This window comes from Planomonospora sp. ID67723 (assembly GCF_015711605.1).
GTDB lineage: Bacteria > Actinomycetota > Actinomycetes > Streptosporangiales > Streptosporangiaceae > Planomonospora_A.
The window spans coordinates 2,356,411-2,380,783 of record NZ_JABTEZ010000001.1; the positions used below are offsets into that span (position 1 = coordinate 2,356,411).

A 24,373-nucleotide genomic window follows, 5' to 3' on the forward strand; every position below is an offset into this window, starting at 1 on the left:
TGCATTCATGTTATGCACAGCGCTAATGTGGACGTCAACGGATAAGCCCGTAACGCTCACATAACGTGAGCACGAGGAGGAGGTGAGCGTGCGGCCGTTCCTGCTGGCGCTCCTCGCGAAGGAACCTGCCCACGGATACGAGCTCAAACAGGCGCTTGAACAGATCTTTGGCAGTGCCTACCCCTCACCGAACATCGGGCAGATCTACGTGACGCTCGGCCGTCTGGAGAAGGACGGCCTGGTGCGCGCGGTGGACGTCGAGCAGTCCAACCGGCCGAACAAGAAGGTTTACTACCTGACCGCCGCGGGCCGGGAGGCCCTCGACGACTGGGCCGACGAGCCCTCCGAGGGACCGCGGGTCCGCGACGAGTTCTTCATGAAGCTCGTGCTGGCCCCGATGACCGGAATCGCCGACCGGATGACGCTGATCAGCCGTCAGCGCCGCCACTACCTCGGGCTCATGCGCGACCTCAACGAGATCGCCGAGCGGACCCCCGGAGAGGACCGGGTCGCGCTCCTGCTGATCGAGGGGGCCATGCTGCACCTGCAGGCGGACCTCGACTGGCTCGAACGCTGCCAGGAGGATCTCAGTTGAGCCGGGAGGACGGGCGACCGGTGAGCAGGAGCGGACCCGACACAGTGAGTGAGGACCAGTGAGCGCGGATCCCGTGATCAACACGGTCAACCTCGTCAAGATCTACCAGAACGGCGGCGTGCCGGTGCCTGCCGTACGAGGGGTGGACCTGCGGGTGGAGCGGGGGGAGTTCGTCGCGATCATGGGCCCCTCCGGCTCGGGGAAGTCCACGCTGGTGCACATGCTCGGCGGCCTGGACGTCCGGACCAGCGGTGAGATCTGGCTGGACGGCAAGCGGGCCGACACGCTGGGCGAGAGCGCCTGGGCGCTGCTCCGCCGGCAGAAGATCGGCTTCGTCTTCCAGTTCTTCAACCTGGTCACCAACATGACCGTCGCGGACAACGTCGAGCTGCCCGCGCTGCTCGCGGGGGCGTCCCCGCGCGAGGCCCGTGAACGCCGCGAGCACCTGCTGGGCGCGCTGGGGCTCACCGGCCGCGCCGACGCCGCCCCCGCCCAGCTCGCCGGCGGTGAGCAGCAGCGGGTCGCCCTGGCCCGCGCCCTGGCCAACCGGCCCAGCCTGCTCCTGGCCGACGAGCCCACCGGCAACCTGGACAGCCGCAACACGCGCGACGTGCTGGGGCTGCTCGGCGAGGTCCACCGTGACGGCCAGACGATCGTCCTGGTCACCCACGACGCCCGCGTGGCCAGTCTCGCCGACCGCGTCGTCTCCCTCCTCGACGGCCAGATCGTCGACGACGGCGCCGTCAGAGCCCCCCGCCGCCGCCCCAGGGGCACCGCCGGCGACGTGGTCGAGCTGAGGGGCTGACGTCCGGTGAAGACGCGTGCGCCCGCTCGCGCCCGATGCGGGGCCGAAGCCAGGAGCGGGGACAGGACCGGCGGCAGGACCGGGGGCAGGGCTATGAGCGGAGCGGGACGATGAGCACGGTCCGGGCCTCGGCGCGCTGGATCAGAGCGGACCTGCGGGCCCGGCGCGGGCAGGCGCTCCTCACGGTCCTCGCGGTGGCCGGGATCGTCACCGCGCTGATCACCTCGGCGACCCTGCTGGAGGACGGGACCAACCCCTGGCGGGCGCTGTTCGCGCAGACCAGGGGCGCGCACGTGTGGATCCACACCAAGGAGGCGCCCGACGTCGCGGCCCTGTCGCGGCTGCCGGGTGTGGAGCAGGTGGCGGGGCCGTACCGGACGGCGCCCGTGACGCTCGCGCTGGGCGGCAAGAAGTCGCCGGTCGCACTGCGCGGGACGGCGGCCGAGCCGCCCCGGGTGGCCGCGCCGCTCGTCCGCGAGGGCCGCTGGCTGCGCCCGGACGACACCGGCGGCGTGGTCGTCGAGCGGTCCTTCGCCGAGGCGCTGAGCCTGCGGATCGGCGAGCCCTTCACCGTCACCGCGCTCAACGGCGCCTCCCACCCCCTGATCGTCGTCGGCCTCGCCGACAGCGCCGACCAGGGCTTCTATCCCGAATGGACGCCCGGCCTGGCCTGGACCCTGCCGGAGACCCTCACCCGGATCGAACCCGCGCCGGGCCGCAGCGAGTCGGTCACCGGCCTGCGGCTCGCCGACGGGGAGGAGACGCTGCCGGCCGTCCACGGCGCCGTCACCCTGCTCGACGAGCAGATCCAGCGCATGTCCACCTGGCGGGAGGTCCGCGCCTCCATGGAACTGGACAACCGGCTGCTCGGCCTGCTGCTCGCCCTCTTCGGCACCGCCGGGCTGGTCGCCGCCGCGCTGGCCATCGCCAACGCGACAGGCGGCCGGGTGCTCACCCAGACCCGCGACATCGCCACCCTCAAGTCCCTCGGCTACACGCGCGGCCAGGTCTTCGCCCTGCTCGTGGCCGAACACGGCGCGCTCGGCCTGCTCGGCATCGTCCTCGGCCTGGTCTGCGGACGGCTCGTCACGACCTTCGCCCTGGACGGCCTGCCGATCCTGCCGCTCTCACCGGTCCCGCTGCTCGCGATCACCGGAGGCACCGCCGCGGTGGTCCTGGCGGCGGTCGCCCTGCCCGCCTGGCGCGGCGGGCGCACCCCGCCCATCCCCTCCGCCCCCGCCGCCCCGCCGCGGGGACACCTGTCACGGCTGGCCCGGCTCGCCCTGCTCGTACGGCTCCCGCCCGCCCTCGTCCTGGGCACGCGCGACGCCTTCACTCGCAGGACGCCCGCCGTGCTCAGCATCGTCGGCCTGGCCGTCCCGATGATGATGATCACCATCGGCCTCGGCTGCTGGGCCACCCTCGACGACTTCCTCCGCCACCCCGAACGCGTCGGCCAGGCCGCGGCCCTCACCGTCCACCCGGGCCGGCTCCCCGCCGAGGACGCCGCCCGCATCGCCGGAGCCGACCCCGACGTGCTGGCCGTCTACCCCGGCAGCGAGGTCTCCGCGCTGGAACCGGAGCAGACCCGCAGCGTGCTGGCCCGCGCCCTCGGCACCTCCGGCGAGCCGTACCCCTTCTCCGTCGTGGAGGGGCGGATGTTCTCCGCCCGAGGCGAGGCCGTCGCAGGGCAGGGCCTGCTCGACCTGCTCGGCGCCGAGATCGGCGACCGGGTCCGGATGACGGTCGGCGGCACGCCGCTGATCGTCCACATCGTGGGCCGGGTGGTGGAACCCGACCACGACGGCGAGGTGCTCTCCCTCGGGATGGACAGCCTCGCAGCCAAGGACGCGGTGCCGCCCCAGTTCTACGGCCTGGTGCTCAAAGAGGGCGCCGACCCCGCCGCGGTCCGCGCCCGGCTGCTGACCGCCTCCGGCGAGGCACTGGAAGTACGGCGGACGGTCAACCCCGCCGAGCGGCTCGTGGTCATCCGGCTGGTGATCGTGGCCCTGACCGTCGTGCTCGCCCTGCTGGCCCTGGCCAACCTGCTCACCGCGAGCGCCCTGGGCCTGCGCGACCACGCGCTCGACCTGGCGGTCCTCAAGGCCATGGGCCTCACCCCGCGGCAGGTGGCCGCCACCCTGGTCACCGGGACCGGGCTGCTGGTCGTGCTCGGCGTGGTGGCGGGAACGGTGGCCGGAGCCTCGGTGGTCGCCGGCCTGATCGACCTGCAGGGGCACACCAGCGGGGTCGGCGCGGGCATCGGCCGTACCCCGTCCGCCCCGGTCCTCGCGACCGCGGCCGGCACGGTGATCGGGGCGGCCCTGCTGGTGGCGCTGATCCCCGCCCGCAGAGCCGCCCGCGCCCAGGTGCCCGTCACCGCCCGGTAGCGCTGATCCCCGGCCGCACTGCCGGAGCCGCCCGCGCCCAGGTGCCCGTCACCGCCCGGTAGCGCTGATCCCCGGCCGTCCCGCAGGCCGGCCGGGGAACGGTCACCGCTCGGCGAGCTGGAACCAGAAGAAACCGTGACCCGGCAGGGTCAGCAGGTACGGCAGATCCCCGACGACCGGGAACGGCACCCCGCCGCGGGCCTCGATCGGGGTCATGCCCTTGTAGCGGCGCAGGTCGAGCTGGACCGGCTGCGGGTGCTTGGACAGGTTGTTGACGCACAGCATCACGTCGCCGGAGTCCTCGCGGACGAAGGTCAGCACCGCCGGGTTGTCCGACCAGAGCTCGATGTAGGCGCCGGTGCCGAAGACCGGGTGCCGCCGCCGGATCCCCAGCATCCGCCGGGTGAAGTGCAGCAACGACGACTCGCTCTTCTGCTGCGCCTCCACGTTGACCGCCTGGAATCCGTAGATCGGGTCCATGACGGCCGGGAGGTACAGGCGGCCCGGGTCGGCCGTGGAGAATCCGGCGTTGCGGTCCGGGCTCCACTGCATCGGGGTGCGGACCGCGTCGCGGTCCTCCAGCCAGATGTTGTCGCCCATGCCGATCTCGTCGCCGTAGTACATGACCGGGGAACCCGGCAGCGAGAGCAGCAGCGCGGTGAACAGCTCGATCTGGTCCCGGTCGTTCTCCAGCAGCGGGGCCAGGCGGCGCCGGATGCCGAGGTAGGCCCGCATGCGCGGGTCCTTGGCGTACTCGGCGTGCATGTAGTCGCGCTCGTCGTCGGTGACCGTCTCAAGGGTCAGCTCGTCGTGGTTGCGAAGGAAGATGCCCCACTGGGCGGTCTCGGGCAGCTTCGGGGTCCGCGACATGATCTCGGAGATCGGCTCGCGGTCGCCCCGCCGCACCGCCATGAAGATGCGCGGCATGAGCGGGAAGTGGAAGGCCATGTGGCACTCGTCGCCGCCCACCGAGGGATCGCCGAAGTACTCCACCACGTCCTCGGGCCAGCCGTTGGCCTCGGCCAGCAGCACCCGGTCCGGGTAGAGCCGGTCCACCTCGGCGCGGACCTTCTTCAGGTAGGCGTGGGTCTCCGGCAGACCGGAGCAGATGGTGCCCTCGCGCTCGAACAGGTACGGCACCGCGTCCAGGCGGAAGCCGTCGATGCCCAGGTCCAGCCAGAACCGCAGCACCTCCAGCATGGCCTCCTGGACAGCCGGGTTGTCGTAGTTCAGGTCCGGCTGGTGGTGGAAGAAACGGTGCCAGTAGTGCTGCCTGCGCACCGGGTCGTAGGTCCAGTTCGACTCCTCCGCGCCGACGAAGACGATCGGCGCGTCGGCGTAACGGGACGGGTCGTCGCTCCAGACGTAGAAGTCGCCGTAGGGGCCCTCGGGGTCGTGCCGGGAAGCCTGGAACCAGGGGTGCTGGTCGCTGGTGTGGTTCATCACCAGGTCGGTGATGACGCGCATGCCCCGCCTGTGGGCCTGCTCGACCAGCTCCACGAAGTCGGCGAGGTCGCCGAAGTCGGGCAGGATCTTCATGTAGTCGGAGATGTCGTAGCCGCCGTCGCGCAGCGGCGACTCGTACAGCGGCAGCAGCCACAGGCAGTCCACGCCGAGCCACTGCAGGTAGTCGAGCTTGCCGATCAGGCCGCGGAGGTCTCCGGTGCCGTCGCCGTCGGAGTCCTTGAACCCCCGGACCAGCACCTCGTAGAAGACCGCCCGCTTGTACCACTGCGGATCCGCCGAGACGAAGTCCTCGGCAACCGACTCGGGACGGGGGGATGGATTCATCGCGTTCTCGCTCACGGTGAAAAAGGGCAGGACGAAGTCACCGGGTGTCCCGGCTGATGCTGTCTGGTGACCGCGCTGGGGGGAGCCGTCATCCCTACGGGCTCCCTGCCCCCGGCCGGACCGAATTCGTGGTTCGGGCCCGCCGTTGTGGCGCTTTCCGGGCGAACACTACCAGCCGGGCGCACCCCGGGAGGCGTGATCGATCAGGAAGACGGAGGCGGGAAGACAGGGGGCGCAGGCGCCCGCGGGACCAGACTCCGGCCGACGGAACGGAGGGGTGCGTGGAGCCCGGAAGCAGGCGCTGGGTGGAGGTCACGCCCTCCCGAGGGGGCAGGTGCACGCCGAGCGTCCGGCACCGGAAGGCCGGCAAGCTGGAGCCGGCGGACAGCCCGCCGGCCGAGGGCCCCGGCCGGCCGATCTCGAAGGGCCGCAGCCGTACTCGCCGAACCGGTCACCGGTCGACGCGCGCACCCCGATGATCACCGGCTGTAGGGTGAGGCGTTCGATCCCGTTCGCCCCCTCGGGAAGTGCTGCGTGCTCCGTCGCCACCGTTTCGGTGTCCCCGCCCTGTTCGTCATGAGTCTGTACGTCGCCGCGGTGGCGGTCGCCGCCGTGATCGCGCCGGCCGCCGGCGACCTCGGCGCGTTGTGGCGGTTGACGCTGTTCGCGGAGGCGGGCGAAGACGCCGCGGTGACGTGGCCGGGGGTGGCCGTCCTGGTCGCAGCCGGTGCGGCGTGGGCCTGGGCGTGCTGGGGTATGGAGGCGCTGCCGTCGTCGGGGTGCTGGAGGCCGTCGGCGGGTCAGTGTCCGGCGAGCTGCCCTTCGTCTGCGGCCTGGCGGGCCTGGTCTGGACGGTGCTGGTCCTGCGGGCGCAGTGGCGGGACGGCCGCTGGCGGCGGGCCACCGTCCTGTACGGCATCGCCTCCTTGCTGATGGTGTTCGCCCTCGCGCCGGTGGGCTCGCTGCTCGGGGGCGCGGGGGAGACCTACTACGACGCCGCGGGGGCCGTCGGCGCCCTGATGGTGGTCTGGCTGGCCCGGTCCGCCCACGACCTCGCCGATCCGCGTCCCCAGCCGGTCGCGCCTCCGCCGCTCCCGGTGCGGCCGCGGGGCTGATGCGGCCCCGGCGCGATCAGTCCCAGGGCGGGGTGGGGTCGGGCAGGCGGTCGGCGTAGTCGCCCAGCCACGCGCCGAACAGCACCAGGCTCCGCACCCAGAACCGGTCGTTCCAGCCGTTGAACCGGGCCAGCGCGTCCGGCCCCTCGGCGACCACCGCGTGCAGCGGTTCCGACAGCATCGACGGCACCGCCCGGGCGACCCTGGTGAGCATCTCGTGCCCGTAGACGCGGGCGGGGGCGGCGGCCGAGCGGAGCGGAACCCGCTGCAGCGGCTGCTTGACCACATTGGTGGACGGCAGCGCCGCCACGCGGGGATTGGCGGCGTGCAGGACCTCGCGGTAGAACCGGCCGCCGTCCTTGCGGGCCACCCCCACCGAGAGCGCGGCGTCGAAGAAGTCGGGGTGCATGAACGGCGCCACGAAGGACACCTCGGGGCCGACCAGGTTGACGGCGGAGCGGGCGATGCCCCGGGCGGTGCGGGTGTGCAGCACCGAGAGCGGCAACTCGGCCCGGTGGCCGTTGAGCATCGAGGTCGCCTGGGCGAAGGCCGCGCCCACCGTCGAGGTGATCCACTCGGCGGCCGGCTCGGACAGGAACGGCACCGACGGGGCGCCCAGCGCGAGCGAGCCGAGCAGCGCGGCCTTCCGCTCCGCCTGCGTGGAGGCGGTCAGCGCGGCCCCGCTGACCATGAAGTTCTTCAGCAGCGGCCCACCGGCCAGGCCGTCCACCAGGGTCCGCCCGGCCCGGTGCACCTCACGGGCGAACGGGGCGTACCAGGCGTGGTGCGGGGTCAGGAACTCCAGCCTGCGCGCGACCGCCAGGGCGTCGTCCGGATAGGCGGCGGGGTCCTGGCCGATCACGCGGTGCCGTACTCCGAGCTCGCGGGTGATCGCCTTGGCGAAGGCGATGTCGGTGTCGGTGCCGTCGTCCGGGCTGGTCGTCCACGACTCCACGTCCGCGCCCCGTGCCACGGCCACCGAGCAGAGCAGCCGCGAGTCGTAGCCGCCGCTCACCGGGACCAGCAGCGGGCGTCCGTCGAACTCCTTGTAGACCTCGTGGAGGATCTCCAGGATCTCCCCGGCGCTCCGCCCCGCCTCGTACGGCTCCTCGCGCAGCCAGCGGGGCAGCCGCCGGTCGGTCGAGAGCGCGCCCCTGCCCTTGTCGAAGACCAGGGCACTCGCTCCGGCCAGCCGCTTGACCTGCGCGTACGGTGTGTCGTCGCGGAGCGGGAAGGTGAGCTGGACGATCGAGGCCCAGGCCTCCCAGTCGATCTCGTACGGCGTGCGCGCCAGGGAGAGCAGCGGCTCCAGCAGGGAGGAGAAGTAGACCGCCCCGCCGGAGACCAGGTAGTAGACGTCCACCAGGCCGAGCCCGCCGGCGTGCAGCGTGACGCGGTCGCCGTCGTCGATCAGCCCGGGCGTCTCGTAGGTCTCCGCGACGGCGATCCACGACCCCTGGACGTCCTTCCCGGCGGGCCGCCGCTCACCCCAGGCGAAGGCCCAGGTGCCCGCGTCCCTGGGCTCGGCGTCGCGGGAGTCGGCGTGCCCCTGCCCGGCGCCCCCGCGCTCGGGACTCCTGCGGTACGGCGGCAGCGGCGCGGAACTGAACAGCGCCGCCTCGCGGGTACGCAGCGCGGGCCGCACCCTCGGTCCCGCCGCCTGCAGGGCCGCCAGGGCGGCCTCGTCGAGGTGGCCGAGGCCGCCGCAGACGTAGGGCCTCACATTGAACGTCGGCCACTGCACCGTGCTGACTCCTCCGTGTCGCGATTGACCAAAGAGTATCCTTTGCCCCTGGTTCAGGAATCGGAGGACGACGTGGCGGGCGAGCAACTCGAGAGTACGCGGCAGGCGTTGCGGGAGGCCGTGGCTCAGGCGGAACGGGCCGCCGAACTGGCCCGGCTGCTCGACGCGGCGCAGGCGAAGGCCGCCGAGGCGGAGCGCGCGGCCGAGGAACTGCGCGGCCTCCAGGACCGGTTGAGGGAGACCGAGGAGCGGCTGGAGGCGGTCCAGGCCGCCGAGGACAAGCTCCGCAGGGACCTGGCCGAGCAGCGTTACCAGGCAGAGGTGGCCCGGTGGAAGCTCTCGTCGGTCCAGGTGGCGCGCTGGTCCCGGCTCGGTGACGCCATCAAGACGGGCAAGAGCAACCCGGTACGGCTGGCGCGCGGCCTGCGCGGCGCGGCCAGGCCCGCCAAGCGTCCGGCGGCGCCCAAGCGCCAGCCCGTCCCGCAGGCGAAGGCCGAGGCCAGGCAGGTGCCCGGGGCGGCGTTTCAGGCCACCACGTCCACCAGAACGGTCGGCGGCGTCTCGGTCAAGCTCAAGCCCTTCCGGGTGCCCACCGGTCCGAACACCCGCCCGCACCTGACCGCGGCGGTCGTCGCCGATCCGCACGCCGAGGCGTTGCTGCGCTACGAGTGGCGGCAGACCACCGGCTTCACGCCGAAGGACTTCGCCCGGGTGCTGGCCGCCGAGGTGCCGCACCTGCTGCTGGTCGAGTCGGTCGAGCAGGGGCCGTGGGCCGGGGAGCTGAAGGAGCCGGGAGAGGGCCTGCGCGCCCTGCTGGCATGGTGCGCCGAGCGGGGCATCCGTACCGTCTTCTGGCACACGAAGGGCGAGGTCGCCGACGTCGCCGCCGCGGCCGGGCTGTTCGAGCACATCGTCACCGCGCTGCCGGCCTCGGTCGGCGCGTGGGGGACCGCCCTGGCGGGTGCGGTCTCGGAGCGCGGCCCCGGCCGCCGCGAGCCCTCCTTGGGCCTGCTGCCGTTCGGGATCCAGCCGCGCGTGCACAACCCCCTGCCGCTGGCCGGGGACCGGTTCGACCGGGTGCTCACCCTGCAGGAGCTCCTGCCCGCCCACCTGTCCTATCCGGACGTGCTCACCTCCTACCGCTGGCCCAAGGCGGTGGACTGCCCGCCGGGCACCGAGCTCTGGCGGATGGCCGAGCTGGCCGCCTGCGGCACCCCGATCGTCATGTCGGGCGACGCTCCGGGTGATGAGGAGGCCGACGCGCGCCGTGCCCACGTCGCCCTCCGCCGGGCGTACGCCTCGGGCACGATGACGCAGAAGACCGACGAGCTGCTCGACGCGATCGGCCTGCCCAGCGCCCGCGCGACGCTGGACATCTCGGTGATCATGATCGACCGGGGCGACCTCGATCGCACGCTGGCGCAGGTCGCGCCGCAGAAGGGCGTCGTCCAGCTGGTGCTGCTGTCGGACGCCGAGGACGCCGGGAAGCGGGCGCGCGCCGCCATGCCCGACCGGGTGGACGTCGTGGTCCGCCGCCCGGAGCCCGACCTCACCGTCGGCGGCCTTCTCAACCGGGCCCTGGACCTGTGCGAGGGCGACCTGGTGGCGGTCATGGACGGCCAGGACGCCTACGGCGAGCACTACCTGACCGACCTCGCCCGGGCCTTCCTGTTCAGCACTGCCGACATCGTCGGCAAGGCCGCCTACTTCGCGCACCTGCGCGACGTGGCCGCGACCGTGCTGCGCCAGCCCGCCGCCGAGTACTCCTACCTGCCCGAGGTCGCCGGGGCGACCCTTCTGGCCCGCAGGACCGTGCTGCGCTCCATCGGCTTCGCCGACGTCTCCGAGGGCTGGGACGAGGTGCTGATGCGGCAGTGCCGCAATGACGGGATCAAGGTCTTCTCCGCCGACCGGTACGGCTACGTCCGGCTGCGCGACCGCGATCGCTGGCTGCTGGGCTCGGCCCAGCTCGTCGACTACGGCCCGGCCGAGCCACACGCGTTCGTCTAGCCGGGCCCGGCTGATCATGGGCGAGGACGGCCGGGCCGTGTCCGCCGCGACCCCCGGCCGGATCGGTGAGGTTCTCGGGATGCCGCCGGTGCCGCAGGGGACGTGGGAGGCGGAGGCGCTGTACGTCTCGCCGGCCGCCCTGCGCCGGGGCGTGCCGCCGGAGGAACTGGCGGGGCGGCTGCGCGCGCTGGGCGGGGTGGCGGCCGTGCGGGTGCGGGCCAACGGTTTCCTGGAGATCGCGGTGTCCGTGCCCGGGGAACTGGTGGAGGAGATCGGTCTTTCCCGCGGCGCGGGTGCCGCGGAGCGTGACGCGGGCGGTGAGGACGCGGCGAGGCCCGGGGGGAGGGCGGAAGACGCGGTGGACCCGACCGGGCCGGGGGGAGAGGCCCGGCGGGCGCCGTGGGCGGACTCGCCCTGGACGTGGGACAACCCGGGGTTCGTGGTGGGCTACGCGCACGCGCGGGCGGTCGCCGTACAGCGCTGGGCGGCCGAGCTGGGCGTGGGCGGGCGGTTCCGGCCGGAGCTGCTGGAGGACGGTCTCGACCGGGCGGTGCTCAGGCTGCTGGCCGAGCTCCCGGGCAGGCGGGCGAGCCGGGACCCCGGATGGGCCGCCTACGCCGAGCACCTGGCGCTGGCCTACCACGACGCGTTCGAGCGGGCCCCGGCACTGCCGTCGGGGGACGAGGAGCCGTCGGCGCTGCACGTGGCCCGGGTACGGCTGGCGCGGGCCGTGCGGGACGTGCTGGCCGAGGCGATGGGAGCGCTCGGCCTGGAGGCGCCTGCCCGGTTGTGACGAGGTGCCGCCTGCTCCCGCCGGACGACCGGTTACGGCCTGCATCGGGCCATATCGCTCGCCCTGCGCTGTCCCGGTGCCGGAGCGGCGCTCCGGCACCGGGGACGGACACGCTCACGTCATCTGGATCCGTCTAGCAGAACGGCGACCAGAAGCAGTAGAGACCCCTCTTGTAGTTCTTGAGCAGCTTGTAGATCACCCAGGGAAGGCTCTCGAAGGTCCTTGAGAACTCGTTCCAGCCCTTGCGGGCGGCGCTCTCCAGCTTGTTGAGAGCCCACAGGCCGCCGGCGCGCTTCACCGCCTCGCAGGCCAGCCGGGCCTTCCAGTTCTTCACCCTCTTGCACGGGTTCCGGGAGGCGGTCTCCGCCGGCGTCGCCGGGCCTGCCATGTTCACGGTGACGGCGGCGCCGGCGGAGACCGCCGCTTCTGCCGCCGCGACGCGTACGGACGGCCCCGTCGTCGCCGCGTGGGCGACGGCCGGTGCACCGGCGCCCAGGATGGCGGTGGTCAGCACGACCGAGGCCAGCGTTTTGGTGATTCGCATGTGTGGTTCTCCTTCTTGTCATCCGTGTGAGGTCGGCGTCGTGGCACGGTTTCCGCGGAAGGTCCCGCCCGGAGTCTCGCGAAGGTGTCCGGCGGTCTCTGCCGACCGTGCTGACAGGAAGGTAGGCCGGGGCGCGTTGAGGAGATGTTGAGGTTCTGTCAGGTCCCGCGGAGCAGGTTGAGCGCCTCCTTTCCGCCGTGGTCGTCACCGATCTCATCGAAGATCCTGAGAGCATCTCCGGCCAGGTCGCGTGCGAGGTCCCCGGTCCCCTCTGCGAGGTTGACACGCGCGAGGGCCAGGAGCGCGTGCGCGCCGAGCAGCCGGTCGCCCAGGCGTACGGCGATGCCCCGTGCCTGCTCCGCCGCCTGCCGGGCGCCGGGTGCCAGGCCCTGCGCCAGCCGTACGGCGGCCAGTTTCACCAGCGCGTCGGCCTGACGGTGCCGGTCGGCCAGCCCGGCGAACAGCCGGACCGACTCGGCCAGCCGGTCCGCCGCCTCGTCCGTGCGTCCGGTGCGCGCCAGCAGGGCGCCGAGCGCGTGGAGGGTCTCGGCGGTGTCCCTGGGGTTGTCGACGGAGCCGAGACAGCCGGTGAGGGCGCGTTCGGCCCTGTCGATCTCGCCCAGTTCCAGCTGGACCCGGCCGAGTCTGCGCCTGGTCCGCGCCACGTCTCCGCTGTCGCCGTGCCGCAGGAACATGCTCAGCGCGAGCCTGAGCCGATCGTGCGCCAGACTCCAGTTGCGCTCCGCGCGGTGTAGGTCACCCTGGTCGCGCAGGATCAGCGCCTCGCCTCGGGCGTTCCCCGCCCGGCGGGCCGCCTGCAGCGCGAGATCGCACACGCGGCGCCAGTCGTCGAGGAAACGGTGGCGTTCGAAGAAGGGCGTGAGCAGGTGCCCGAGCCTTCGGCATTCGTCGTCGAGCCCTGCCCCGTGCAGGTCGGCGACCAGGCCCACCAGGAACGCCCGCTCGGCGAGCAGCCACTCGACCGACTCGCGGATGTCCCTGGTGGCGGACGCCGTGCGCAGATCACCCGAGACCAGCGGGAAGCGCGAGGCCTGCACCCGTGCCATGGCCACGGCGGACAGATCGGCCAGGATGTCGGAGGAGGCCCGCCCGTCCGGGAGCTCCCGGGCGAAGAGCCGGGTCAGATGGTGCATCCGATAGCGGGCCTGACCCGCGACGTCGATCCCGTGCGTCTCCAGCAGGCCCGCTTCCACCAGCGTCTCGGCCTCACCCCCGAACCGCCCGGGCACCCAGTCGGCGACGTCGGGGGCGGACAACACGGCGAGGGATCGCAGCGTACGGCGGGCCGTCTCCGGCAGTCCGTCGTAGCCGATGGCGAGCACGCTGCGGAGGGTCTGGTCACCGGTGTTCAGCCTGTCGAGCCGGCTGTGCTCGTCTTCCAGCAGGCCCGCCAGGTAGCCGGCGGTCCAGTCGGGCCGGGCGGCCAGCCGGGCCCCCGCGATGCGCAGCGCTGCGGGTAGGCCGCCGCAGATTCGGACGAGTTCCGAGACATCCCCCCTGCCCGGACCGATCAGCCTCACCAGCAGACTCTCGGCGGCGGCGTCGTCGAGAACGCCCACCGGCACCCGGGTCGCACCGGTGAGCCCGCCGAGCGTGGACCGGCTCGTCACCAGCGTGGGACAGGCTGTCAGCAACGGCCGTACCTGGCTCTCGTCCGAGACGTTGTCGAGCAGCACGAGCAGCCGCCGGTTGGCCGCGTACGTGCGGAGCAGCCGCTCACGCTGCCCGACGGTGCCGGGGACGGCCTGGGCGGGGCAGCCGAGCCAGCGCAGGAAGTCCTCCAGCACCGCCGAGGGCGAGGACATCTCGCGCAGGTCCGCGTACAGGATGCCGTCGGGGAAGGCGTCCCGGTGCCGCCACGCGGCGTGTACGGCGAGCGCCGACTTGCCCGCCCCGGCCGGGCCGTGGACGACGACCTGGCCGTCGACCACCCGGTCGATCAGGTTCTCCCTGCCGGTGAAGCAGGTCACGTCGGGAGGCAGGAGCACCGGCGGGCCCGCGGAGACGTGCAGGGAGGCGTCGTCGTGGAGCATCCGGTGGTAGAGCAGCTGGAGTTCGGGGTCGGGTTCGATGGCGTGCCCGCCGTCGAGCTCCTCGCGCAGCGCCGCGTAGACGGCCAGGGCGTCCACGCGGCGGCCGCTCCGGTAGAGCGCGAGCATGTACTGGCCGCGGAAGCGCTGCCAGAGCGGATGCCCTGCCACCAGCTCACGCAGTTCGGTGAGGACGTCACGGTGGCGGCCCGCGTCCAGGTCGAGGCCGATCCGGCGTTCGAGCGCCAGCAGGCGCAGTTCCTCCAGCTCCTCGCGCAGCCTCCCGGTCTCCGTCCACCGCTCGGCATCGGGGTCGACGTCGGCCAGGGCGGGCCCCCGCCACAGGGCGAGTGCCTCGGCCAGCTCCTCACGCGTCCCGCCGGCCACGAGCCGCCGGAAACGGTCGACGTCGAGCTGGTCCCGATCGATGGCCAGCGTGTAGGTCCCGGAGACCGTGGTGATCACGTCGTTGCCGATCAGCCGCCTGAGCTGGCCGATGTACCCGCGCACCAGGGAGTCGGAACGCTCGCCCTCCTCGCGTGGCCAGAGCAGCTTGCGCAACCGCTCCACGGTCAGCGGCCGCCGGGCGTTCAGCACGAACACCGTCAGCAGGTCCCGGTGCTTGGGCGCGGTCGGAGTGCGATCTGTGTCACCGTCCTGTACTTCGAGCGCGCCCATGATGCGAAATTCCATGAGGATTCCTCGACAGGAAGACAAATGATCATTTAATAGGCCAGAATCCCATATTTGATGGATGCTCTCACTCCCTCTGACCCGTACCGGTTGGGGCGCTACTGGTTGGCCGGACGGCTCGGCGCCGGCGGTCAGGGCGTGGTCTACGAGGCCTACGACGAGACGGGAGAGCGCGTCGCCGTCAAGGTGCCCAGGACCGACGACCCCGTCTCCAGGGCGCGGCTGGCCAAGGAGGCGGCCGCCGCCCGGCGGGTGGCCTCGTTCTGCACCGCCAGGGTCATCGAGGCGAGGGTCGACGTCGCGCAGCCGTACATCGTCAGCGAATACGTCCCCGGGCCCAGCCTGCGGCAGGTGATCCGCGAGCGGGGGCCGTACGAGGGCGACGCGCTCAAACGGCTGGCGATCGGGGCCGCCACCGCGCTGACCGCCATCCACCAGGCCGGGGTGGTGCACCGCGATCTCAAGCCCGACAACATCATCCTCGGCCCCGACGGGCCACGGGTGATCGACTTCGGTGTGGCGCGGGAGGCCGGCCCCACCACGACCGGACCGGTGATGGGCACGCCCGCCTACATGGCGCCCGAGATCCTGACTGGCCGCGGCGCCACGGCCGCCGCCGACATCTGGGCGTGGGGGCTGGTGGTGCTGTTCGCCGCCTCGGGGCGCGACGCCGTACAGGGTGAGGAGCCCGCGGCGCTCGCGACGGCGGTGCTCGATCTCCGCCCCGACCCGAGCGGCCTGGCGGAACCCCTCCGCACCCTCGTGTCGGCGTCGCTCTCGCCCGACCCCGCGGACCGGCCCTCGGCCAGAGACCTGCTGCTCACCCTGCTCGGCGGCCCGGACGGCGACCGCCTGCTGGCCGAGGGGGGAAACGCCGCGGCCCCGCTCACCGGGGAGGCCGACCCCGACCTGGGCACGGTCGCAGAGGAGCTCTTCGAGGAGCTCTCCGAGGGGGAGCGCGCGGCCGCACCCGACGTCTTCCTGCGGATGATCGGCGCCGACGGGACGATCAGGCAGGTTCCCCGGTCGGAGCTCGCCGGCTCCGAGGCCGTCGACTCCCTGCTCTCCCTGTACGGCGCGGCAGGGTTGATCACCGCGGAGAACGCGGCGTACACCCTGTCCAGGCCCGCCCTGGTCCAGGCATGGCCGCGGCTGCGGCAGTGGGTGGCCGGCAACCGCGAGGGGCTGCCCGTCCACCGGCGGCTGACCGAGGCCGCCCTGTTCTGGGAGGAGCACGGCCGCAAACCCGGGGACCTGCTGCACGGCTCCAACCTCGACAGGACGCTGCGCTGGGCCGCCACCGAACGCAGGGACATCACGCTGCTCGACCTGGAGCGTGCGTTCCTGGACGCGGCGGCCGCTCAGTCGCGGCGGAGCTCCCGGCGCCGCGGCCTGCTCGCCGCCGCGCTCGCCGTCCTTCTCGTCGTGGCGCTGGGCGGGCTCGGGCTGGCCGAGTACCGGCGCGGAGTCTCCGACCGCCAGCGCGATGACGCGACCGCCCGGTCACTGGCGCTGCGCGCGGCGGGGATGCGCGAGGCCGACCCCAGACTCGCGATGCTGCTGAGCGCGGCGGCCTGGCGGCTCGCCCCCTCGTTGCCCGAGTCGCGCGGGGCGCTGTACGAGTCGTTGTCCCAGCCGATGATCGACTTCTTCGCCGATCCACACGCGAGCCCAGCCACGGTCTACGCCCTCAGCCGCGACGGTGGCGTGCTCGCGGCCGTCGACGACGGCCGGGTACAGCTCTGGAACGTGCAGGCGCATCGCCGGCTCCACGCCTTCACCGGCGTGGGCGAAACGGTTGTAAAGGCGGCGCTTAGCCCCGACACCAGGACGCTGGCCCTCCAGGACGATCGGAACGTGCGGTTGTGGGATGTCACCACCGGCAAGCCCGTTGACGGCGGGTTTGCGGCTGGAACCGGGGAATTCCACCCGGGTGAGATGGCCTTCGATCGCTCGGGACGGCTGCTGGCCGTACCCGAAGGCGAATACGCGACCCGATGGTGGGACGTGGCCGGTCGTGCGCGACTCCAGGTGGCATCGGGTGCGGGGCTGGACGCGGTCAGCCCCGACCGCAGCCTGGGAGTGGTGGCCTCCACAGGAGGAGGCAGAACCGAGCTGTGGGATCTGCGTGAAGGCAAGCGTATCCCCGCATCTTGGTTGCCCCACAAGGAGCACCTTGAAGACGTCGAGTTCAGTCCGGACAGCCGTGCTCTCGCCTTCGTCACATCAGAGTCGAAGGAGATGCGCGTGTTGATGAGGCGCGTGCCCTCGGGCGCGCCGATGACGGACTACCTCGGTGGGACGGACAGACGGCGAGTTGTTTTCAGTGACCGGTTCATGGCGCACTGGGGTCTGCTCGGAGGGCTGGTCGTCCAGCGGCGCACCGACGGACAGATCGTTGTGGCGAGGGATCTCCCCGAGTTGCCCAACGCCTTTCGGCTCGACGAAAGCGCCCGGGTGATACGCGTGATCACGGACGGGGGGAGAGTCCATACGTATGACGTCTCACTGCTGTTCGACACACCGGTGGCCAGGGGTGCATCGGACGGCACTGCACTCCTGGAACAGGGCGGGGAGATCCTTGCGATGGGCACGGCCGCTGACACGCGACTCTGGGACATCCGCAGCGCTCAGCAGATTGCACCGTCCATCGCCGGCCGGGCCAACGTGCTCGCCTTCAGTCCGGATGGCAGGCGCGTGGCCACAGCGGACACGGCAGGCAGGCGCGTGAAGGTTGCCGACACCGCCTCGGGCAGGGTGCTCGTCCTCTTCGAGGTTTCCGACCGGCGTGCCACGGGTGTCGACGGCGTGACCTTCAGCCCGGATGGCGGCACGCTGGCGGTCTCGCCCACCGGGGCGGACGGCATGCTCCCCGTCGAGTTGCGGAATCTCAGGACCGGCTCCGTCATCCTCGCCGATACGGAGAGTGGAGGCCCCATGAGCTTCCACCCAGACGGGAAGCTTCTTGTGGCAGGTCTCGTCCCCGAACTCCTCGACCCGGCAAACGGCGTACGGCGCCCGCGACCCGAAGGGCTGGGTAATCTCTCACGTCCGTACGTCTTCCGCCCTGATGGCGGACTCGCGGCCTTCAACGGGCCGGGCGGCCGGATCTCCTTGTGGGATTCCGGCCTCACCTCGACCGCCGGAGAGCTCCCCGCCGCAGGCGACAGTGAGTTCCTGGTCTGGTCACCCGACGGGCGCACGCTCGCCTCGTACGAGTTCGGTGACCGGATCCGGTTGTGGGACGTACCGAGCAGACAACCTCTTGGTGTCCTGTTCGACGGCTTGACGGAGTACGGCTTCGGCGCGAACGCCTCAATGGCGTTTAGCGCGGACGGAGGAACGCTGTACAGCGCGACTCCGGAGGGCATCGTGCGGAGGCACCCTCTCACCGGTGAGCGGGCTGCGGCGGCGGTCTGCGAACGGGCCGACCGGAGTCTGACCTCACAGGAATGGCAGCGCTATCTCCCGGAAATCCAGTTCTTTGAGGTGTGCGGATAAGGCTGGAAGCGTGTAAACCTCGGTATGGGTCGGCAGGCGCTACGTCGTACCGGTGCCAGTGGTGTGGTGGGCAGGGCGTCATCTGGACTGGCTGTCATGTTCATTTTGGAACGAGAGGTAAGTGAATGCATTTCATCCTCGGGCGCCCTGAGCAACACGGTGGTTCTGTAGGACGGCGATGGCCTTGGCGAGGTGGCCGGCTTTGCTGGGGCTGCAGCGCAGCTTCCGGAGGATTCTCCATGACTTGAGCTGCGCGTTCGCGCGCTCGCCGGGTCCGCGGAGCTTGGCGTGTGATCGGTTGGCCTGCTTCTGGGACTGCGGCTTGTTGCGGCCCTTGTACGGGGTGATGACGACGGTGGCCTCGGCCCCTTGATAGCCCTTATCGGCCAAGGTGAGGATCCCTGCCTTCTCCAGTTCGCGCAGGATGCCCCATACTCTGGCCGCGGTCAGGTCGTGCATGCTGCCCGGCATCGCGCCGGAGGTCCACAGGATCGTCCCGTCCGGGCCCGCGATCACCTGCACGTTCATGCCGTGGATTCGATGCTTGCCGGAGAAGTAGGGACGGTCGGCCCGCACGCGGTCGGTGTGGATGAGCGTGCCGTCCAAGATGAGGTGGGTCAGCCCGTCCTGCTTGGCTTTGCGTAAGGCCTGGGTGAGCTTGGGCGAGCGTGCTGACAGCAGCATGACGGTCTCCTGCACGTACCGCCAGGCCGTCGTCGCCGACACGCCGAATCCCGCGCTGATCTCGGCGAACGTCTCATCTTTGCGCAGGTGGACCAGCACCAGCAGGGCCTGCTGGCCGGGGTTGAGTCGCCGCCAGATCGATCCGATGGCCTTGCGGTGGCGGCGGATGAGCCCGGCGACGTAGTTCAGCGTTGAACGCGACAAATCGACGGCAGCACGGTAGAACAGCACCCGAAGCTCCTGGTTGTAGCGGGCGTTGGTTGTGGTGATCAACCCGTCTACCAGGAGCTTCTCTACTTCCGAGGACGAACCGTCAACTCGCGATCATGCCGTGACCAGCGGCCCGGCCCTCAGGGGTGAAATGGGTTCAATGTGGCGTAATTGGTCTCCGGTCATCTTCGGGAGGAAACATGCAGGTTCGTCGTTTCGCATTAATTGCGCTTACCATCGCAATCTCGATGGCATCAACCACAACGGCGCAGGCAGCGAACGTGGTTGTGACCTCAGGCTCAGACGCTCAAGCGGCGCTTAGCTATGCTTACAAGCAGCTAGGAAAGGACTACTGTTATGGTGGTACCGGCCCTTCCTGCTTCGACTCGGCGGGACTGACCAAAAAAGCGTGGGCTGCGGGAGGGGTAACACTTCCAAGGACTACCTACGGGCAGTACGCAGACACTCGCCGTGTGAATTACAGCTCCCTTCGGCCCGGGGATCTGGTCTTCTTCTCCGGACTTGGTCATGTCGGAATTTATGTGGGGGCAGGGAAGTTTATTCACGCCCCGTCATCGGGGAAGAAAATTCAGATAACTAGCATGGCCACGGGGTATTACCGGAGGGAATACTACGGGGCTGGTCGTCCGTAGCGGTGTTGAGCCGAGTGGCGCGAAGGCGTGCCGGAACATGAGTCGATCGAGGTGTGCGGAAAGGCTGGGAAGAAGCGAAGAAGTTCGCGCGATTCGGGCTGAGTCGCCTGCGCCGAGCGGCTGGTGTGGGACGTGCCGGCCGAGGTGTACGTGGAGGTCCGCGCCGGAACCGGCCGGGATCGGCTATGGAGAGCCCGAAGAGGTACAGCTGGTCGGCTCTTCTGAGGAGGCGGCCTGCGGGGCCGAGGACTTCGACTGGGCCGGGATCTGCTGCGGGCGAGAGGGGATCGTCAACGTTCTGGTCGAGGACGACCCTGATTCCCCGGACGGCCGTGAGATCTTCCCATGATGTTCACCCTCGCCCACGAGTGCGCCCACCACGTCCAGGCGGTCGTCGGCATCTCCGCCCAGGACGGGTCGGAGGTCTTCGACGAGGCGTGGTCCCGCAGGCTGGAGCTACAAGCCGACTGCCTGGCCGCGGCGGCGCTCCGCGACGTCCAGCCGTACCTGCTGAACGACCTGCGCCGGTCGCTGGCCTACGGGACGGAGACGGATGCGACGGAGAAGGAAGTCTCCTAGTCGGAGAAGCTCTCCCGGGGTTCTCCCCGAGGTCCCCCGGCGCCACCCGTTCTCGACCGTCAGATGCTCCTGTGACGCCAAAATATGCGGTATATCTTGTATAAATCGTGGAAAGTTCGCGGGTTCATGGAAGATCCTGTCTCGCCAGATGGGCATCCGTCCCATGGGGATCAGCCGGTCCTATAGCCTCCTTTGGGTGAGTCGATTCGTCCACCCCGCCGGTGACCGGCATGCCGAGGTGCTGCCCGAGGACCGTCCTCCGCACGCGCCCGCCGATCTGAACACGCTCGACCCGACGATCTGGCCGCGAACGTCCGGCCGCTCCGGCGGCGCGATCACGATCGGCGGAGTGGACGTCAGAGACCTGGTGGCCGAACACGGCACCCCCCTCTACGTGGTCGACGAGGAGGACTTCCGCTCCCGCTGCCGCGACTACCGGACCGCGTTCGCCGACGGCGAGGTCCACTACGCGGGCAAGGCCTTCCTCTGCCGCGAGGCCGCCCGCTGGATCATGCAGGAGGGCCTCGGCCTCGACGTGTGCAGCGCCGGCGAGCTCGCCGTCGCGCTGAGCGTCGGCTTCCCGCCCGAGCGGATCACCATGCACGGCAGCAACAAGTCGCTCGCCGAGCTGGAGCGGGCCGTCGAGGTCGGCGTCGGGCACATCGTGGTCGACTCCTTCGAGGAGATCGCCCGCCTCGGGTTCCTCGCCGACAGGCACGGCAAGCGGCCCAAGGTCATGATCCGGGTGACCGTGGGCGTGGAGGCGCACACCCACGAGTTCATCGCCACCGCCCACGACGACCAGAAGTTCGGCCTCTCGCTGAGCAGCGGCGCCGCGGCCGAGGCCGCCCGCCGCATCCTCGCCCTGCCCCAGCTCGAGCTGGTCGGCCTGCACTCCCACATCGGTTCGCAGATCACCGACACCGCCGGGTTCGAGGTGGCCGCCGGGCGCCTGGCCAAGCTCATGGTGCAGATCAAGCAGGAGCACGGCGTCGCCCTGCCCGAGCTCGACCTCGGCGGCGGGTACGGCATCGCCTACGTCGACGGCGACGAGACGCTCGACGTGAAGGAGATCGCCGACAGCCTGCGCGAGATCGTCGCCAGGGTGGCCCAGGCCGCCGGCCTGCCGGTCCCCAAGCTCACCGTCGAGCCCGGCCGGGCCATCGCCGGGCCCGCCGGCGTGACGCTCTACGAGGTCGGCACGATCAAGGACGTCGAGGGCCTGCGCACCTACGTCAGCGTCGATGGCGGCATGAGCGACAACGTCCGTACCGCCCTCTACGGCGCCGACTACACCGCGCGCCTGGCCTCCCGCGAGAGCGCGGCCGAGCCGATGCTCTCGCGCATGGTCGGCAAGCACTGCGAGAGCGGCGACATGGTCATCCGCGACCTGTGGCTCCCCGCGGACCTGGCCGTCGGCGACCTGATCGCCGTCGCGGCCACCGGCGCCTACTGCCGCTCGCTCGCCAGCAACTACAACTACCTCCCCAAGCCCGCCGTGGTCGCGGTCGCCGGCGGGGTGTCCCGTGTGATCGTCCGGCGGGAGACCGAGGACGACCTGTTGAGAGGGCAGCTGTGAAACAGACCTCAGGCAAACCGCTGAAAGTCGCGCTCCTCGGCTGCGGCGTGGTCGGCTCCCAGGTGATCCGGCTCATGCGCGAGCAGGCCGGCGACCTCGCCGCCCGGATCGGGGCGCCCCTGGAGCTGGCCGGCGTGGCCGTGCGGCGGCTGGGCCGGGCCCGCGACGTCGAGGTCGACCCGGCGCTGTTCACCACCGACGCCGAGGCCCTGGTGACGCGCGACGACGTCGACATCGTCGTCGAGGTGATCGGCGGGATCGAGCCCGCGCGCTCCCTCATCCTCGCGGCGATGAACAGCGGCAAGTCGATCGTCAGCGCCAACAAGGCGCTGCTGGCCGAGGACGGCGCGACGATCCACGGCGCCGCCCGGGACAACGCCGTGGACCTGTACTTCGAGGCCGCCGTCGCGGGCGCGATCCCGTTGATCCGGCCGCTGCGCGAATCCCTCGCCGGGGACCACGTGCACCGGGTGCTGGGCATCGTCAACGGCACCACCAACTACATCCTCGACAAGATGGACTCCTCCGGGGCCTCCTTCTCCGACGCGCTGGAGGAGGCCCAGGCGCTGGGCTACGCCGAGGCCGACCCCACGGCCGACGTCGAGGGCTTCGACGCCGCGGCCAAGGCCGCGATCCTGGCCGGGATCGCCTTCCACAGCAGGGTGACGGCCGCCGACGTGCACCGCGAGGGCATCACCGAGATCACCGCGGCGGACGTGGCCAGCGCCAAGGCGATGGGCTACGTCATCAAGCTGCTGGCGATCTGCGCCCGCTCCGACGACGGGCGTTCCTTCGGGGTCCGGGTCCATCCGGCGATGATCCCCAGGACGCACCCGCTCGCCGGGGTCCGCGAGGCGTACAACGCGGTCTTCGTCGAGGCCGAGTCCGCAGGTCAGCTCATGTTCTACGGCGCGGGCGCGGGCGGCGCGCCGACCGCGAGCGCGGTGCTGGGCGACATCGTGGCGGTGGGCCGCAACCGGCTGGCCGGCACGCGCGGCCCGGAGGAGTCGACCTACGCCGACCTGACCGTCCACCCGATGGGCGAGACCGTCACGCGCTACCACGTCTCCCTCGACGTCGCCGACAAGCCGGGCGTGCTCGCCCGGGTCGCCGACATGTTCGCCAAGCAGGACGTCTCCATCCAGACGGTCCGCCAGGAAGGGCTCGGCGCCGACGCCCAGCTCGTCCTGGTCACCCACCGGGCCAGCGACGCCGCGCTCTCGGCGACGATCGAGGGCCTGCGGGAGCTGGAGATCGTGCGTGACGTGGTGAGCGTCATGCGGGTCGAGGGCGAGGACGCCTCCTAGCGCCTCCGTCACGGGCGGTACGGCGTCGCAGGTGGCCCCGCGCGACGCCGCGTCCATGACCGGCGGTACCCGCCTCCCGCCGTAGAACGCGATGCGGACGCCGCGGGACCTGCCGGAGACCGTCAGCAGGATCTCCCCGCGACGTTCGAGATCCTGCCGCTCGCCGCCCCCCGGACCCGCGCGCTGTGCGTCGTCCGCAGGCCCGCGGGGCACAGGACGCCCACGGTGTGGTCGATCCTCCCGTCCGCGTCCGCCTCCGTCTGCGCGCGGGAGGAGGTGGCGGGCCCGGCGGGAGAGCTCACCGACTCGACCGTGATCTCTACCGGCTCGCCCGGGTCGAACCCGCAGCCGAAGACCCGCAGGGCGCTGAACGGTCCGCCGGTGAGCGCCAGTTCCGCGTCGATGGCCGGGCTCCCGCCTCCGGAGCCACCGGCGTACGACTCGAGAGCCGCGACCCTGGTCAGCAGCCGGGCCACTTCGCGCTCGAGCGCGTGGATCCGGAAGGTGACGTCGACGCCCGCGGAGACGATCCCGCCGGTGACTTCGACGACGCCCTTGAAAAAGCCGGCGGGACTGCCCTCTCCGTAGACGCCCGGCCCCTTGCCCGTGAGATGAACCCCCGCGACCCCGGCCTTTCCCGAGGCGCTGGCGTGACCCTTCACGCCGTCGCCCCCGTTCTTCCCCTCGCCCCAGACCCCGGCGGCTCCCACGCTCGGGGCGGCCTGCGTCTCGCCGTAGACGCCGATCCACTGCTTGCCGATCCCCTGGACGCCCACCGCGCCGTCACCGTAGACGGCGGCTCCACCCGCTTCGTTGGTGCCCACGATCCCGGCGCGGTCCTTGTGTCTGGAGGTGCCGCGCACCCCCTCGAACTCGGCGTTCTCGCCGTACGCCCCGATCCGGGAGGTGCTCCGGCCGATGACGCCGGAACCGCGGTCCACCTTGCGGTGGGCGCCTCTTCTCCGGGTCCCGGGGACATCCGCGCCCGGCGGCACGGCCTCGTTCGAATTCGGGGAGTCTCCTCGCACCAGCGCCATCTTCACTCCTTCTGGCCGTGCCCGAGGCCCTCGGACGCGAGAAGCTTCGGCCACGGGGGCGGTCCTCGGCCACAGGACGGTGCCTGGCGTGAGCGTATCCATGCCAGACCTTGCGTAGATCTTGATGGTCGAAATCACGGGGCATCGCTGGATTTCGCACCGCCGATCCTTCTGCGGTCGACACGCCCTGATCCAGGCTGTTCGTGCGATCCGCCCGGCGCGGCGGTCCGGAACCGTATGAGCGGTTGGTATGGGAATGGTCAGACGCCTGTCATGCGCCGGTATGGTGCTT

17 protein-coding genes are annotated in these 24,373 nt (G+C 71.4%); 11 read left to right on the forward strand and 6 right to left on the reverse strand.

All coding sequences use genetic code 11. From position 1 onward, the window contains the following. The first annotated feature begins 82 nt into the window (after nucleotides 1-82). The 3 genes from HS041_RS10985 to HS041_RS10995 all read left to right on the forward strand — a co-directional run bounded on the left by HS041_RS10985 (nucleotide 83) and on the right by HS041_RS10995 (nucleotide 3,790). Complete coding sequence (locus HS041_RS10985) at nucleotides 83-595, forward strand: PadR family transcriptional regulator (protein WP_307845235.1); 513 nt, start codon at nucleotides 83-85, stop codon at nucleotides 593-595. Nucleotides 596-653: 58 nt separating this feature from the next. Further along, nucleotides 654-1,400, forward strand: a complete 747-nt coding sequence (locus tag HS041_RS10990) for an ABC transporter ATP-binding protein (protein WP_196440357.1) — start codon at nucleotides 654-656, stop codon at nucleotides 1,398-1,400. 110 nt (nucleotides 1,401-1,510) lie between these two features. Then, complete coding sequence (locus HS041_RS10995; RefSeq protein ID WP_196440358.1) at nucleotides 1,511-3,790, forward strand: FtsX-like permease family protein; 2,280 nt, start codon at nucleotides 1,511-1,513, stop codon at nucleotides 3,788-3,790. 102 nt (nucleotides 3,791-3,892) lie between these two features. Here HS041_RS10995 and treS read toward each other — a convergent pair whose 3' ends face one another. Beyond that, nucleotides 3,893-5,581 carry a maltose alpha-D-glucosyltransferase gene (gene treS / locus HS041_RS11000; protein ID WP_196440359.1) on the reverse strand — a complete coding sequence of 563 codons (1,689 nt, stop codon included), beginning with the start codon at nucleotides 5,579-5,581 and terminating at the stop codon, nucleotides 3,893-3,895. 746 nt (nucleotides 5,582-6,327) lie between these two features. Here treS and HS041_RS11005 point away from each other — a divergent pair. Next, nucleotides 6,328-6,696 (forward strand): hypothetical protein, encoded by a 369-nt coding sequence (locus tag HS041_RS11005; RefSeq protein ID WP_196440360.1) that lies wholly within the window; start codon nucleotides 6,328-6,330, stop codon nucleotides 6,694-6,696. Between the two features lie 16 nt (nucleotides 6,697-6,712). On the opposite strand, the gene HS041_RS11010 is transcribed toward HS041_RS11005, so the two are convergent. Further along, nucleotides 6,713-8,440, reverse strand: a complete 1,728-nt coding sequence (locus HS041_RS11010) for an adenine nucleotide alpha hydrolase family protein (RefSeq protein ID WP_196440361.1) — start codon at nucleotides 8,438-8,440, stop codon at nucleotides 6,713-6,715. A 42-nt stretch (nucleotides 8,441-8,482) separates the two neighbouring features. Between HS041_RS11010 and HS041_RS11015 the strand changes: the two genes are divergently transcribed. Together HS041_RS11015 and HS041_RS11020 are read left to right on the forward strand one after the other, a co-directional pair. Then, the gene (locus tag HS041_RS11015; protein WP_230878521.1) at nucleotides 8,483-10,450 is read left to right on the forward strand and encodes a glycosyltransferase family 2 protein; all 1,968 of its coding nucleotides are present in this window, start codon (nucleotides 8,483-8,485) and stop codon (nucleotides 10,448-10,450) included. A gap of 37 nt (nucleotides 10,451-10,487) precedes the next feature. After that, entirely contained in the window at nucleotides 10,488-11,243 is a 756-nt protein-coding gene (locus tag HS041_RS11020) for a DALR anticodon-binding domain-containing protein (protein WP_307845236.1), read from the forward strand. Nucleotides 11,244-11,376: 133 nt separating this feature from the next. Here HS041_RS11020 and HS041_RS11025 read toward each other — a convergent pair whose 3' ends face one another. Both HS041_RS11025 and HS041_RS11030 read right to left on the reverse strand, forming a co-directional pair. Continuing rightward, on the reverse strand, nucleotides 11,377-11,787 hold the full coding sequence (locus HS041_RS11025) for a hypothetical protein (protein ID WP_196440363.1): 411 nt from the start codon (nucleotides 11,785-11,787) through the stop codon (nucleotides 11,377-11,379). Between the two features lie 158 nt (nucleotides 11,788-11,945). After that, complete coding sequence (locus HS041_RS11030; protein WP_196440364.1) at nucleotides 11,946-14,531, reverse strand: AfsR/SARP family transcriptional regulator; 2,586 nt, start codon at nucleotides 14,529-14,531, stop codon at nucleotides 11,946-11,948. Nucleotides 14,532-14,588: 57 nt separating this feature from the next. Between HS041_RS11030 and HS041_RS11035 the strand changes: the two genes are divergently transcribed. Beyond that, nucleotides 14,589-18,032, forward strand: coding sequence for a WD40 repeat domain-containing serine/threonine protein kinase (locus HS041_RS11035; protein WP_196440365.1), 3,444 nt, complete (start codon nucleotides 14,589-14,591; stop codon nucleotides 18,030-18,032). A 132-nt stretch (nucleotides 18,033-18,164) separates the two neighbouring features. Here HS041_RS11035 and HS041_RS11040 read toward each other — a convergent pair whose 3' ends face one another. Then, nucleotides 18,165-18,947 (reverse strand): transposase family protein, encoded by a 783-nt coding sequence (locus tag HS041_RS11040; RefSeq protein WP_196440883.1) that lies wholly within the window; start codon nucleotides 18,945-18,947, stop codon nucleotides 18,165-18,167. A gap of 227 nt (nucleotides 18,948-19,174) precedes the next feature. On the opposite strand from HS041_RS11040, the gene HS041_RS11045 reads away from it, so the two are divergent. The 4 genes from HS041_RS11045 (at nucleotide 19,175) to HS041_RS11060 (ending at nucleotide 23,044) form a co-directional block, all read left to right on the forward strand. Further along, nucleotides 19,175-19,579, forward strand: a complete 405-nt coding sequence (locus tag HS041_RS11045) for a C40 family peptidase (protein WP_230878978.1) — start codon at nucleotides 19,175-19,177, stop codon at nucleotides 19,577-19,579. A gap of 345 nt (nucleotides 19,580-19,924) precedes the next feature. Further along, entirely contained in the window at nucleotides 19,925-20,158 is a 234-nt protein-coding gene (locus tag HS041_RS11050; RefSeq protein WP_196440367.1) for a neutral zinc metallopeptidase, read from the forward strand. Nucleotides 20,159-20,354: 196 nt separating this feature from the next. Beyond that, nucleotides 20,355-21,737 (forward strand): diaminopimelate decarboxylase, encoded by a 1,383-nt coding sequence (gene lysA, locus HS041_RS11055; RefSeq protein WP_196440368.1) that lies wholly within the window; start codon nucleotides 20,355-20,357, stop codon nucleotides 21,735-21,737. Further along, nucleotides 21,734-23,044 carry a homoserine dehydrogenase gene (locus HS041_RS11060; protein WP_307845237.1) on the forward strand — a complete coding sequence of 437 codons (1,311 nt, stop codon included), beginning with the start codon at nucleotides 21,734-21,736 and terminating at the stop codon, nucleotides 23,042-23,044. The genes lysA and HS041_RS11060 overlap by 4 nt, the downstream gene beginning before the upstream one ends. A gap of 122 nt (nucleotides 23,045-23,166) precedes the next feature. On the opposite strand, the gene HS041_RS11065 is transcribed toward HS041_RS11060, so the two are convergent. Continuing rightward, complete coding sequence (locus tag HS041_RS11065) at nucleotides 23,167-24,081, reverse strand: hypothetical protein (RefSeq protein ID WP_196440369.1); 915 nt, start codon at nucleotides 24,079-24,081, stop codon at nucleotides 23,167-23,169. Between the last annotated feature and the right edge of the window lie 292 nt (nucleotides 24,082-24,373).

What these genes read in the sequence shown, in the direction of transcription:
- HS041_RS10995 (WP_196440358.1), top strand. Translation starts at nt 1,511, where the DNA reads ATGAGCACGGTCCGGGCCTCGGCGCGCTGGATCAGAGCGGACCTGCGG.
- treS (WP_196440359.1), bottom strand. Translation starts at nt 5,581, where the DNA reads ATGAATCCATCCCCCCGTCCCGAGTCGGTTGCCGAGGACTTCGTCTCG.
- HS041_RS11025 (WP_196440363.1), bottom strand. Translation starts at nt 11,787, where the DNA reads ATGCGAATCACCAAAACGCTGGCCTCGGTCGTGCTGACCACCGCCATC.
- HS041_RS11030 (WP_196440364.1), bottom strand. Translation starts at nt 14,531, where the DNA reads ATGGAATTTCGCATCATGGGCGCGCTCGAAGTACAGGACGGTGACACA.
- HS041_RS11035 (WP_196440365.1), top strand. Translation starts at nt 14,589, where the DNA reads ATGGATGCTCTCACTCCCTCTGACCCGTACCGGTTGGGGCGCTACTGG.
- HS041_RS11045 (WP_230878978.1), top strand. Translation starts at nt 19,175, where the DNA reads ATGGCATCAACCACAACGGCGCAGGCAGCGAACGTGGTTGTGACCTCA.
- HS041_RS11050 (WP_196440367.1), top strand. Translation starts at nt 19,925, where the DNA reads ATGATGTTCACCCTCGCCCACGAGTGCGCCCACCACGTCCAGGCGGTC.
- HS041_RS11065 (WP_196440369.1), bottom strand. Translation starts at nt 24,081, where the DNA reads ATGGCGCTGGTGCGAGGAGACTCCCCGAATTCGAACGAGGCCGTGCCG.